We start from the raw sequence: 12568 nt of genomic DNA on the forward strand, positions 1-12568 counted from the left end.
GTGCGAGTTTCCCCGCATACGGCTCAAGCCCCTGCAAAGTGATTGAACTTATTCAAACACCGGTTTCACAGCAACTTTACCGTAGTGATGAACCTGGACATGACAATCGGGGTGCAGCAATACGCGATTTCCTAGAGCATCGGAGCCGCCAAGAATCCGGGGTTCGATGTGATGGTCATCCCATCCAGTCTCGTCGTTCAACGCGCCTTGACACACCGCGCACAAGCCTCGCTGAGAAACGTACAGCCTTGCCCATTGCTTACGGTACGACATGCGATCTGCCATGCGTTCCTGCCGCAATTTCTCGCCATACATCTCCTGCGCCGGGTCGAACGGATGGTAGTCCGCCCGCACCTTCTTGTGCCGCCGGATGAGCGTACTCGGAATCGAATACAGCTCCATCCAGTAGCGTTCACCTGCCTTGTTCACAGCAGTGGTTCCGAACACCCAGTTCCGATCCCCAACTGAGGCGTAATACTTCTTTCGCACCCATTCGGAATTCTTCCCTCGATGTCGCCGTTTTGCCCACCTCCACAGAGCCCTAAAAATCAGGTTCCCCATTCGGGTGAACGCCGCCTTTGCTGCCACTGGACAGTGATACTGCGTCCAGCCTCTGAGCATCGGGTTTAGCAGTCGAATCAGCTTCTCCTGCTTGGCCCCCTTGTTGACACTGATGACCTCTTTTACCTTGCTGTAGAACGCTTTCACGTTCTTCTTGCTCGGCTTGATGAGCAGTTTTCCCGAGTACTTCCGGAAATTCCATCCGAGGAAGTCGAAGCCTTCGGCGATATGCACGATCCGCGTTTTCTCCGTCGATAGCGTCAGTCCTCGTATTGCGAGGAACTGTTCCACCCACGGTTTAACTTCGTTCTCTAGTACCTCCGGTGTGTTGCCGGTGATGACGAAGTCGTCCGCATAGCGCACTACATTTACCTTCAGCTTCCGGGTTCGATTAACACCCAACGTCGTTTCGAGAAACTTCGTCAGCTGCGCCTCTAACCCGTTCAGCACCACATTTGCCAGAGTCGGGGAAATAATGCCCCCCTGTGGTGTTCCAGCGTCGGTCGCCTGAAACTGGCCCTGAAATACCACGCCAGCCTTCAGCCACTTCCGAAGAATTGCTTTGTCCATCGGGACATTGCGCTCCAGCCAGTCGTGACTGATATGGTCAAAGCACCCTTTGATATCCGCCTCCAAGACCCACGACGCGGAAATACGTCGGGACAAGGATACGAATAGCTGAGACATGGCATCATGGGTCGAGCGATTGAGCCGGAACCCATAAGAGTTCGGATCGCTCGTCCCTTCGGACACCGGTTCCAGCGCCAGCAGATACAGCGCTTGCATGGCTCGGTCGTGCAGGGTCGGAATGCCCAGAGGGCGCTTCTTCCCATTCGACTTGGGGATGTAGACCCTCCGTAAAGGCAGTGGTCTGTACCCCCGGCGCCTCAACCGCCCGATGGCTTCCCACCGGGCTTCAGACGTTTCCCACTTTACGCGATCAACTCCCGCCGTCCGCGCACCTTGGTTCATCGCCACTCGCCGCACCGCCGATGCCTTGGCGGACCACGAGCGGGTCAGAGACCTCTGCAAGGCTTTCACCCTGCGCCAATCCCCTTCCTGTGTTGCCTTCGCAATTCGAATCTGCATTACCCGAACGTTCCGGTCGACGCGGCGCCAATCAATGTCGCCCCACCTTTGCGGTACGCCGGAAGGCGCAGATTCATCCTTGCGGATCAATGCTTCCATGCTGCCCTCCTATCTTGAGGATCTTCCCCAACATCGAGAGACAACATGCCCCTTGAGGGACAGGTTGCCCCTCAAGGGAAGAAAATTTAAACAAGCGAGTTCAGTCAGCCGTCTTGCGACGAGAAGACCAGTTGGAAGTCTGCCCGCTTTCGCGTGGGATGATGTTTCAATCCCTATCCGGGCCATTACAGTCCGGCATTCGCTTTCTCCAACCTCCCATACCCGCACAGCCAACAGCGTGCCTTACGGTCCGCTTGCCGAAGCCTAACTGCGCCCCGGCAGCCATACGGGCTTACCACGTTCCCTGCGCATTACACGACTGGGTTAGGGCCTGCCTCTTCGCCGGTGGTCTATTGACGACGTATCCCGAGTTTCCAGCGGGATAACCGACCACGTACCATTTTGGTTAGTGCCACTTAGTAGCTTAAGCACCGTCATATTCACGACGTTTATCAGCAGTTCACATATGTTGCCCATACCAGCCAGCCTAGCTCCTCGACCGATGCTACTTCGGCCTACTACCCACGGACCTCACGGTCCCTGGGCACCCTTGCGGGGGCTACGTTGTCAGGAGAGCTTCACACCCCACCGTTACCAGTGACGCATGTCTCCCTAGGCTACTGCTAGTCGCATAGCAGGTTCTCTGTCAAAGCGCCCTCACGGGCGTGCCTGACCGAACCATAACGCGCAGAGCTTACGCTCCGGGCCTCACTTCCTTACTCATGTGCTCCTGTCCTAGCGAGCGCTTGACGATGGCCGACTCTTGCGAGTCCCGGCCGCCGTCCCAAGGCGTAGTAGCGCCGATCCGCCTGGATCGGTTTAAATGCTATGTAACGGTTGCGCAACAAAGATGCCGCTGCACGACCGCCCGCCCCTCCTCGGAGGAGTGTTTACAGAGAACTCGCCCAAAGGCGAGCGTCCCCGCCCTTGGGCAATGGCTGGAAATCCATCCAGCAGAAGCAAGCTGTAAGGGGCCGATATTCTGGCTTCCTCACAACACATCGGACTCCCCCTAGCTGTTCGGCCGGGTTCGTCTAAGCAAGAAATGGTTGGGATTGGACGGTTCTGGCCGAAGCCTTCACCTTGTCCCAACAAGGTCGATGCTCCTTACGTTGGAGCTACCCGGACACGAGAGTGCGTGTCGCACGAAAACGCATATGGTACATGACGCGGATGGCGAATTCACCCGCGCCGGGGGTGTGCCGGGGCCGGCCCGGCCCGGAATCAGAAAATTCCCAGCAAAGGCCGGCGCAAGCGCAAGATCCGCAAGCAGCTCAGGCGGCCAGCAGCGGCACCAGGCCGCCCTGGCGGTCCAGCGCCGACAGGTCGTCGAAGCCGCCCACATGGGTCTCGTCGATGTAGATCTGCGGCACGGTGCGGCGCCCGGTACGGCTCATCATCTCCTCGCGCTTGCCGGGTTCGCGGTCGATCAGGACCTTCTCGATCGTTTCCACGCCCTTCGACTTGAGCAGGCGTTCAGCCATCTGGCAATACGGGCACACCACGGTGCTGTACATGACGACACGGGCCATGCGGGTTCTCCTTGAATGCAATGCGCGCGCCCCGCAAGTGCGGGCCGCGCGCTGTGACGGATACGGCAGCGTTGCCGGTGCTTACTTCACCAGCGGCAGGCCTGCCTGCTGCCAGGCGGCGATGCCGCCCTCGAGCGCGTAGATCTCACTGTAACCGGCTTCTTTCAACGCTGCCTGGGCCTTGCCCGAGCGCTGGCCGTTCTGGCACACCACGATGATTGGGGCGGCCTTGTCCTTTGCAAGGCCGGCCGCGCGCGCGGGCAGGTCGGCAAGCGGCGCGCTCTTGGCTTGCGGCAGGTGACCCTTGGCATACTCGGCGGGCTCGCGGATATCGACCACGACCGCGCCGCGCTTGTTGATCAGCTGGGTCGCGGTGGCCGTATTGACGGACTTGCCGCGGGTGCTGCGCGAGATCGTGGGCCAGGCCAGCAGGCCGCCCGAGACCACGGCAAGGGCGATCAGAGCGAGGTTGTTGTAGTCGGCGAAGAAATTCACGTTGGCATTCCGGTAGGTTGGGTCGGCGGCATTATAAAATACGCGGTTTGGCGTCCAGGCCCTGCCGTCGCATGGCCAACCACCATTGTCGCCTGTCTGAGACATGAGATGTCCACAAGGGGCCCCTCGGCCCCGTCCAGGTGACGGCGCGGACGCATGCAGGTTACCTACTCTCTGGAAGCAGCAGCATGTACAAGCTTGTCCTCATCCGCCACGGCGAATCCACGTGGAACCTTGAAAACCGCTTTACCGGCTGGGTCGACGTTGACCTGACCGAAACCGGCGCCGACCAGGCGCGGCAGGCCGGCAAGCTGCTCAAGGAGGCCGGCCTGGGCTTCGACGTGGCCTACACCTCGGTGCTCAAGCGCGCCATCCGCACGCTGTGGCACGTGCAGGATGAAATGGACCTGATGTGGATCCCGGTGCGCAACGAATGGCGCCTGAACGAGCGCCACTACGGCGCCCTCGCCGGCCTGAACAAGGCAGAAACGGCCGCCAGGTTCGGCGACGAGCAGGTGCTGGTGTGGCGCCGCAGCTATGACACGCCGCCGCCGGCACTGGAGCCGGCCGATCCGCGTGCCTCGTACGACGATCCGCGCTACGCCAATGTGCCGCGCAACGAGATCCCGCTGACCGAATGCCTGAAGGATACGGTGGCCCGCGTGATGCCGCTGTGGAACGAATCCATCGCCCCCGACATCCAATCCGGCAAGCGCGTGGTCATTGCCGCCCATGGCAACAGTATCCGCGCGCTGGTGAAATACCTGGACCAGATTTCGGATGACGATATCGTCGGACTCAATATCCCCAACGGCACCCCGCTCGTCTACGAGCTGGACGCCGAACTGCGCCCCCAGCGCCACTACTACCTGGGTGACCAGGACGCCATCGCCGCCTCGCTGGCGGCCGTGGCCAGCCAGGGCAAGGCACGCTGAAAGCCGCCGGGGCGGCCGGGGTGGCCGCCCGCAGATGTGCGGCCGCCCACCCTGAGCCGGGACGGGACAGGCCCGTTTCTCCTCTCGCACTTATACTGTCGGACAAACCGCCCGGCGCCGGGCGGCCGCAGCCGGCATAATCCCCATACCGTACACCAGTACTTCCAGTACACGTTCAGGCAGCCCTCATGCGCAAGACGCTCAAGAACATCAGCCTAGTTTCTGTCGGCCTCGTCGCCGGCGTGCTCGCCACGCTGCAGATTTCAGCGACCGCCCAGAATTCATCGGGGCCCCTGCCGCTGGACCAGCTGCGGCTGATGGCCGATATCTTCGGGCAGATCAAGCGCGAGTACGTGGAGCCCGTCGATGACAAGAAGCTGCTGACCGAAGCCATCAAGGGCATGGTCGCCAGCCTCGACCCGCATTCGGCCTACCTCGACGAGAAAGACTTCAAGGAACTGCAGGAAGGCACGCGCGGGCGCTTTGCCGGCCTCGGCATCGAGATCTCGCAGGAAGAAGGCCTGGTCAAGGTGATCAACCCGATCGAGGACACCCCCGCCTTCCGCGCCGGCATCCAGCCGGGCGACCTGATCACCCGCATCGACGACAAGCCCGTGCGCGGCCTGCCGCTGGAGCAGGCGGTCAAGCGCATGCGCGGCGAGCCCGGCACCAAGGTCACGCTGACCATCTACCGCAAGAGCGAGGAACGCACCTTCCCGGTCTCGATCACGCGCGCCGAGATCCGCGTGCAGTCGGTCAAGGCCAAGATGCTGGACAACAATATCGGCTGGGTGCGCCTGACCAGCTTCCAGGAACGCACCGTCTCCGACCTGGCCCGCAAGCTGGCCGAGCTGGCGCAGAAGAGCCCCAATATGAAGGGCCTGGTGCTGGACCTGCGCAACAACGGCGGCGGCGTGCTGCAGGGCGCGGTCGGCGTGGCCGCGGCGTTCCTGCCGGACGATGCCACCGTGGTGTCCACCAACGGCCAGGTGCCTGACGCCAAGCGGGTCTACAAGGCATCGTTCAACAACTACCGCCTGTCGTCGGTGGAGGAGGATCCGCTCAAGGACCTGCCCGCGCTCTACAAGAAGATCCCGATGGTGGTGCTGACCAACGCCTACTCGGCCTCGGCCTCCGAGATCGTGGCCGGCGCGCTGCAGGACCACCACCGCGCGCTGCTCATGGGCAAGACCACCTTCGGCAAGGGCTCGGTGCAGACCGTGCGCCCGCTGACCAACGACACCGGCATCAAGCTGACCATCGCGTACTACTACACACCTAGCGGCAAGTCGATCCAGGCCAAGGGCATCCGCCCGGATATCCCGGTCGATCAGAACCCCGAAGGCGATCCGGACGACGCGCTGATCACGCGCGAGATCGACACCGAGCGCCACCTGCACAACAAGCAGGAATCGGAAGAGCCGGAAATGACCGAGCGCGAGCAGCGCCGCGTGGAAGAGCTGCGCCGCCTGGAAGAAGAGAACGCGAAGAAGACGCCGGAAGAGCGCGAGAAGGACCGCCGCAAGAAGCCGGTGGAGTTCGGCTCGGCCGACGACTTCATGCTGCAGCAGGCCATCGCCCAGCTCAACGGGCAACCGGTCAAGCGCTCCAAGTCGAAGCTGGAGACCAACCCGCCGGCCGACAACGGCAAGGCGGCGAAGCCGTCCGCCAAGAGCGGTGCCAAGGGCGCCAGCGCACCGGCGGCCAAACCGGCGGCCCCGGCCAAGCAGCCGCCGGCCAGCGCGCCGATCGGCGAGCCGCTGGGCACGCCGACGGGCAAGGCACCCTGAAGCCGGAGCCTGCGCCCCACCAGAAGCGGCCCTGCAGGGCCGCTTTTTTCATTCCCGCCCGCGCGGCATGGGAATGCAAGTTGGAGCACAATGCCAGGCGTGACCTGCCCGGCCCTGCCGCCCTCACCGCAACACGAAGCGCCGCACCAGCCCTGCGCCAGCCATCATGAACGACGACCAGAACGACGGCCTGAACGACGAACAACTGCTGCGCTACTCGCGCCACATCCTGCTCGACGAGCTCGGCATCGAGGGCCAGCGGCGCCTGCTGGCCGGGCATGCGCTGGTGATCGGCGCCGGCGGCCTGGGCGCGGCCGCGCTGCCCTTCCTGGCCTCCGCCGGCGTGGGCCGCATCACCATTGTCGACAACGATGAGGTCGACCTGACCAACCTGCAGCGCCAGATCATCCACACCACCGCCAACGTGGGCCGGCGCAAGGTGGATTCGGCGCGCGAAGGCATGCTGCGCATCAACCCGGGGCTGGAGATCGTCACGGTGCCCGCGCGCGTGGGCGATGCCGAGCTCGACCAGCTCGTCGCCACGGCTGACGTGGTGCTCGATTGCTGCGACAACTTCGCCACGCGCCAGGCGGTCAACCGCGCCTGCGTGCGCCACCAGGTGCCGCTGGTGTCGGGTGCGGCGCTGCGCTTCGACGGGCAGATCAGCGTGTTCGACCGGCGCCGGCCGGACGCGCCCTGCTACGCCTGCCTGTTCCCGCCAGCCGAACCCGCGCCGGAAGTGGCCTGCGCCACCATGGGGGTGTTCGCGCCGCTGGTCGGCATGGTCGGCACGGTGCAGGCGGCCGAGGCGCTCAAGCTGCTCGCCGGCGTCGGCGACAGCCTGGCGGGCCGGCTGCTGATGGTCAATGCGCTGTCGATGGAATGGACCACGATGCGGCTGGCGCGCACACCGGATTGCCCGGTCTGCGGCAGCCACTGAACCAGCAGGCTAGCCTTGCGCCGTATGCGCCCGCAGCCAGTCGGTGACGGCGGCGCGGTCGCCGCGGAAAACGATGCGCGCCTCGCGCCGCTCGCGCTGGAAGGCATACATCGGATCGTAGTACTCGCGCAGCAGCACCTCGATCCAGCCGCGATGCAGCGCCACCTCGCCGTGTTCCGCCTGCCGCGCCAGCGCCTGGTCCAGCAGCGCTGACAGCTTGCCGTAGCGGTCCCCGCCCAGGCGCGGCGCAATCGCGGCCATGGCATCGCGCAGGCGCGTGGCATAGGCTTCGAAACCTTCGGCGCTGCCCGTCTCGGCGATGAACTCGGCCGCCAGCCCCTGCACGTAGTCGCGCAGCACGCGCTCCACGCGTTGCTCGAACGATGCTTCCAGCCATACCAGCGGGCTGGCCTGCATGCGCTGCGACAGCGCCTGCGGCACGTCGCGGCTGCCAATGAAGCGGCCCTCGTCCTCCACCACCAGCACGCGCCAGCCTGCGTCAATATGCCGCAGCATATCGATGGCCAGCGCGTTCTCGAAGCCGATCTGCGGCGGCTGCGCCAGCGCACGGCGGCCGAAGGCCGAGCCGCGGTGCCGCGCATGGCCTTCCAGGTCGATCGCGGCGGGCACGTCGGCCAGCACATCGGTCTTGCCGGTGCCGGTCAGGCCGCCGAGCACGAACCACTGCGGCCGTGCCGCCGCCGTATCGATGGTCTCGATCAGGAAGCCGCGCATGGCCTTGTAGCCGCCGGTCACGCGCGGATAGTCGATACCGGCCGCATGCAGCCACTGCTGCACCAGCTGCGAGCGCAGCCCGCCGCGGAAGCAATACAGGTAGCCGTCCGGATGCGCGCGCGCAAACTCGGCCCAGGCGGCGGTGCGCGCTGCCTTGCGCAACCCCGACACCAGCTGGTGGCCCAGCTCGATCGCCGCCTGCTGGCCCTTCTGCGCGTAACACAGGCCCACCTCGTGGCGCTCGGCATCATCCATCAGCGGCAGGTTGACCGCACCGGGGAACGCCCCGCGCGCGAACTCCAGCGGCGCACGCACGTCCAGCATGGCCACGCCGCTGAGGAACAGGCTGCGGTAGTCCGTGGTGTCAGGGCGCATCACCGGATCTCTGCCGCCAGCGCCGCGCGCGCCACCTGCAGCGCGCCGCTGCCGGCCAGGATCATGTGGCGCACGTTCGGGGAAATCTTGCAGCCGCAGCCTGCGTCATGGCTGTACTGCGTCAGGCGGATGGGGGTGGTCATGTCATGGGCTCCGCGCGGCGCCCTGGCGGGTCAGGAGCCATTGCCCCGCCAGCGACGCCTGGATGAAGACAGGAATTGGAATGAGAAGGGTTACTGCAAATCGTCAAACGTTGTGGCAGCGCAGGATAGCGCCGCGCGCTGGGGCGGGCCGCCCGTCACGGGCGGCCACGCCGGAGACGGCGGCTTATTGCTCGCCCGGCTCCATCTGCGACTGCAGGTAGTTCTGCAAGCCGACCTTGTCGATCAGGTCCAGCTGCGTTTCCAGGTATTCGATATGTTCCTCGGTATCGGTGAGGATATCGACCAGGATTTCGCGGCTGACGTAATCGCCGACCGATTCGCAGTAGGCAATGCCTTCCTTGACGGTCGTATGCGCGGTCTGTTCCAGCTTCAGGTCGCACTTGAGCATCTCGGGCGTGTCTTCGCCAAGCAGCAGCTTGTGCAGGTCCTGCAGGTTGGGCAGGCCGTCCAGCATCAGGATGCGTTCGATCAGGCGGTCGGCGTGCTTCATCTCGCCGATCGATTCCTTGTACTCCACCTCGCCGAGCTTCTTCAGGCCCCAGTGGCGATACATGCGGGCGTGCAGGAAATACTGGTTGATCGCGGTCAGCTCGTTCTTGAGCTGGGCGTTCAGATGCTGGATGACCTTCTTGTCACCTTTCATTGGCGGCTCCTGTTGCATCGGGCCCGCGCAAAAATACGAAACGGCGCCAAAGGCGCCGTGCAGTCAGTGAAAAAGTGAAAAGCGCAAAAGCGCGCCGTGAACCGGATTTTCAGTTCATGGGCGCGTTCAGGCCACCAGCGCCTTGCGCTGGTCGTTCGCGACTGCCGGGTCCCGAGTGTCCATTATGGTACATGGGCCCGATGCGGAACAGGAAGAAATCTCCACAACCTGGATGTTGGCGAGGGTCGCCACGGTGACGTTGCGCACTGCTGCCACGCCCTCCTGCAACACCTGCTGCGCGCACTCGCGGCAGCGGCCACAGCACGTGCCGACGCCAAGCGTTTCAGCCAGTTCGTCGAGGGTCTCGACGCCCAGGTGCGCGGCACCGTGAATCTCACGATCGGTGATCTGGTTGCAGATGCAGACGTACACAAGTCCCTCCGTTGGGGCGCGGGACACCGGCATGTCCTCGCGAATGAACGTCAGAATATCAGAGATCAATAATGATAACAATTCCCATTAAGGCACATGGGACAAGGTCGGGTGAACGTCACAGGGCACAAAAAGAAGGCGGCTGGCGCAGCACTTTCCCACCTAAATAAGTGCTGCGTCAGCCGCCTGTCAGGCTCAGAAAACCCTGATGTCGTCAGGGTCGTGCGATCTGCCGCAGGGCCGCGGCCTGCTCCTCGGGATCGTAGGCTTGCAGGACCTGGTCGACCAGTGGCTCGAGCCGCTCGCAGTGGGCGTGCAGGATCTCCTGCTTGACCCGCAGCAGCTGCGCCGGGTGCATCGAGAACTCGCGCAGGCCCATGCCCAGCAGCAGCCGGGTCATCGACGGGTCGCCCGCCATCTCGCCGCACACCGCCACCGGCACGCCGGCGCGGTTGGCCTCGCGGATGGTGCGCGCCACCAGCTGCAGCACCGCCGGGTGCAGCGGGTCGAACAGGTGCGCCACCGCGTTGTCGGCGCGGTCGATGGCCAGCGTGTACTGGATCAGGTCATTGGTGCCGATGGACAGGAAGTCCATCTTGCGCAGGAACAGCGGCAGCAGCAGCACCGCCGCCGGGATCTCGATCATGGCGCCGACCTTCATGCCGGGGTCGTACGGCTCGCCGCGTTCGTCGAGCTGGCGCTTGGCCTTGGCGATCAGCGCCAGGGTCTGGTCGATCTCGCTGGCATGCGCCAGCATCGGCACCAGCAGCCGCACCGGGCCGAAGGCCGAGGCGCGCAGCAGCGCGCGCAGCTGGGTCAGGAACATGCCCGGCTCGGACAGCGACCAGCGGATCGCGCGCAGGCCCAGCGCCGGGTTCAGCGCGGTCTCGAAATCATCGCCGCGGCCGTCGCCGCGCGCGTCGAGCGGCTTGTCGGCGCCGATATCGATGGTGCGGATGGTCACCGGCAGCCCGTGCATGGCGTCGACCGCGCCGCGGTAGGCCAGGAACTGCTCGTCCTCGCCCGGCAGCTCGTCGCGCCGGTTCATGAACAGGAACTCCGAGCGGAACAGGCCCACGCCGACCGCGCCGGCGGCCAGCGCCGCGCCGGCGTCCTCGGACATCTCAATATTGGCCAGCAGTTCGATCTCGATCCCGTCCAGCGTCACCGCCGGGGTATGCCGCAAGCGCTGCAGGCGCTTCTTCTCGAGCACGCGCTCGCTCTGCCGGTGGCGGTATTCCTCGAGGATGATGGCGGTCGGGTCGACGATCACCAGGCCGGCGTCGCCGTCGATGATGATCCAGTCGTCCTGGCGGATCAGCTCGCTCGCGCTCTGGACCCCGACCGCGGCCGGGATGTCCAGGCTGCGCGCGACGATGGCGGTATGCGAGGTGCGCCCGCCCATGTCGGTGACGAAGCCATGGAAGACCGTGTGGCGGAACTGCAGCATGTCGGCGGGGGCGATGTCGTGGGCTACCACGATCACCCCGGGCGCGGCCTCGCCGTCGGCGGCCAGCGCCGGCACCGGCGCGGGCACCAGCACCGGGGCGCCCGCCAGCGCCTTCAGGATGCGCTCCACCACCTGCCGGATATCTGCCTTGCGCTCGCGCAGGTACTCGTCCTCGATTTCGTCGAACTGGCGCATCAGCTCTTCGAGGCGCGTGGTCAGTGCCCACTCGGCGTTGTAGCGCCGGCCCCGGATCAGGGCCTCGGGCTCGCGCGCGAGCGCCTCGTCGTCGAGGATCATCGCGTGCACGTCCAGGAAGGCGCCCATCTCTTCGGGCGCCTCGCGCGGCAGGTCGCGCTTGAGCGCGGCCAGTTCCGCGCGCACCGCGGCGCGCGCGGCGCGCAGCCGTTCGACCTCGGCGTCGAGCTGGTCTTCATCGACCAGGTAGTGCGACACGTCCAGCGCCGCGGGCGCAAGCAGGTGCGCGCGCCCGATGGCGACGCCGCGCGAGACCGGGATGCCGTGCAGGGCGAAAGGCATGTACCGCTCCGTCAGGAACGTTTATAAATTCGGGTCGAGGCCCCCGGCCTCACTCTCCCTCACCAAAGCGATTGGCGATCAGCGCCAGCAGCGCGTCCATCGCTTCCTGCTCGTCTGGCCCTTCGGTCTCCAGGGTTACCGTCGAGCCGATCCCGGCGGCCAGCATCATCACGCCCATGATGCTCTTGGCATCGACCTGGCGTCCGTTGCGGGACATCTTGACCTGGCTGACGAAGCTGCCGGCGAGCTGGGTCAACTTGGCGGACGCACGTGCATGCAGTCCGAGTTTATTGATGATGGTGGTGTCCCTCTGCAGCATATTTGTCGGGATGATTGGCGGTTTGGTTCTGGACTGTGGTGGTGCCGACCTGCAGCACGCCCTGCGAGCCGCCGGCCAGTGCCTTGGTGGCAAGCTGGTCCAGCTTTTCGGCCCGGTAGCAGATGGCGCGTACAAGCATGGGAAGGTTGACGCCGGCCAGCACGCGCACGCGGCCCGGCTCGGCCAGGCGCGCGGCGATATTGGCGGGAGTGGCGCCGAAAATGTCGGTGAGGACCAGCGCGCCGTTGTCTTCGCAGATGGCCGCCAGGCGCCGCCTGGCCTCGGCCAGCACGACGGCGGGGTCCGCGTCGGGAAGGACGTCGATGGCTTCCAGCCGCTGCGGCGGGCCGCAGTAGACGTGGGCGGCGCAATCGCGCAAGGCCGAAGCCAGCGGGGTGTGCGCGATGATCAGAATGCCTGCCATGATGGTGAATCCGTTGGATTGCCCCGATTGTAGCAGGCGGCCCCCGCA

Annotated in this window: 13 protein-coding genes; 3 read left to right on the forward strand and 10 right to left on the reverse strand. The window is 64.9% G+C overall.

Annotated elements, in window-relative coordinates:
* Positions 1 to 48: 48 nt before the first annotated feature.
* The 3 genes from ltrA to ACZ5MJ_RS16370 all read right to left on the reverse strand — a co-directional run bounded on the left by ltrA (position 49) and on the right by ACZ5MJ_RS16370 (position 3776).
* A complete protein-coding gene (ltrA, locus tag ACZ5MJ_RS16360) occupies positions 49 to 1749 on the reverse strand; it encodes a group II intron reverse transcriptase/maturase (protein WP_464220741.1) in 1701 nt (566 codons plus the stop codon).
* Between the two features lie 1274 nt (positions 1750 to 3023).
* The gene (grxC, locus tag ACZ5MJ_RS16365) at positions 3024 to 3281 is read right to left on the reverse strand and encodes a glutaredoxin 3 (RefSeq protein WP_432259096.1); all 258 of its coding nucleotides are present in this window, start codon (positions 3279 to 3281) and stop codon (positions 3024 to 3026) included.
* A gap of 81 nt (positions 3282 to 3362) precedes the next feature.
* Complete coding sequence (locus ACZ5MJ_RS16370) at positions 3363 to 3776, reverse strand: rhodanese-like domain-containing protein (RefSeq protein WP_464220743.1); 414 nt, start codon at positions 3774 to 3776, stop codon at positions 3363 to 3365.
* 188 nt (positions 3777 to 3964) lie between these two features.
* Between ACZ5MJ_RS16370 and gpmA the strand changes: the two genes are divergently transcribed.
* The 3 genes from gpmA (at position 3965) to ACZ5MJ_RS16385 (ending at position 7441) form a co-directional block, all read left to right on the forward strand.
* Positions 3965 to 4711: a 2,3-diphosphoglycerate-dependent phosphoglycerate mutase gene (gene gpmA, locus ACZ5MJ_RS16375; RefSeq protein WP_464220745.1), complete on the forward strand. Its 747-nt coding sequence runs from the start codon at positions 3965 to 3967 to the stop codon at positions 4709 to 4711.
* Positions 4712 to 4899: 188 nt separating this feature from the next.
* A complete protein-coding gene (locus ACZ5MJ_RS16380) occupies positions 4900 to 6501 on the forward strand; it encodes a S41 family peptidase (RefSeq protein ID WP_464220747.1) in 1602 nt (533 codons plus the stop codon).
* 166 nt (positions 6502 to 6667) lie between these two features.
* Complete coding sequence (locus tag ACZ5MJ_RS16385; RefSeq protein ID WP_464220748.1) at positions 6668 to 7441, forward strand: HesA/MoeB/ThiF family protein; 774 nt, start codon at positions 6668 to 6670, stop codon at positions 7439 to 7441.
* 9 nt (positions 7442 to 7450) lie between these two features.
* Here the strand turns inward: ACZ5MJ_RS16385 and mnmH are convergent, their stop codons facing one another.
* From mnmH to ACZ5MJ_RS16420, 7 genes are all read right to left on the reverse strand, one after another.
* Complete coding sequence (gene mnmH / locus ACZ5MJ_RS16390; protein ID WP_464220750.1) at positions 7451 to 8551, reverse strand: tRNA 2-selenouridine(34) synthase MnmH; 1101 nt, start codon at positions 8549 to 8551, stop codon at positions 7451 to 7453.
* Entirely contained in the window at positions 8551 to 8694 is a 144-nt protein-coding gene (locus ACZ5MJ_RS16395) for a hypothetical protein (RefSeq protein ID WP_464223758.1), read from the reverse strand. The genes mnmH and ACZ5MJ_RS16395 overlap by 1 nt, the downstream gene beginning before the upstream one ends.
* Positions 8695 to 8878: 184 nt before the next feature.
* Complete coding sequence (gene bfr, locus ACZ5MJ_RS16400; protein WP_115686677.1) at positions 8879 to 9358, reverse strand: bacterioferritin; 480 nt, start codon at positions 9356 to 9358, stop codon at positions 8879 to 8881.
* A 126-nt stretch (positions 9359 to 9484) separates the two neighbouring features.
* Positions 9485 to 9790, reverse strand: a complete 306-nt coding sequence (locus ACZ5MJ_RS16405; RefSeq protein WP_206363354.1) for a (2Fe-2S)-binding protein — start codon at positions 9788 to 9790, stop codon at positions 9485 to 9487.
* Between the two features lie 214 nt (positions 9791 to 10004).
* On the reverse strand, positions 10005 to 11777 hold the full coding sequence (ptsP, locus tag ACZ5MJ_RS16410; protein ID WP_464220753.1) for a phosphoenolpyruvate--protein phosphotransferase: 1773 nt from the start codon (positions 11775 to 11777) through the stop codon (positions 10005 to 10007).
* A 49-nt stretch (positions 11778 to 11826) separates the two neighbouring features.
* Positions 11827 to 12096: an HPr family phosphocarrier protein gene (locus ACZ5MJ_RS16415; protein WP_078195140.1), complete on the reverse strand. Its 270-nt coding sequence runs from the start codon at positions 12094 to 12096 to the stop codon at positions 11827 to 11829.
* On the reverse strand, positions 12065 to 12520 hold the full coding sequence (locus ACZ5MJ_RS16420; RefSeq protein ID WP_432259089.1) for a PTS sugar transporter subunit IIA: 456 nt from the start codon (positions 12518 to 12520) through the stop codon (positions 12065 to 12067). The genes ACZ5MJ_RS16415 and ACZ5MJ_RS16420 overlap by 32 nt, the downstream gene beginning before the upstream one ends.
* Positions 12521 to 12568: the final 48 nt, after the last annotated feature.

The organism is Cupriavidus sp. LA-1, from assembly GCF_055385985.1.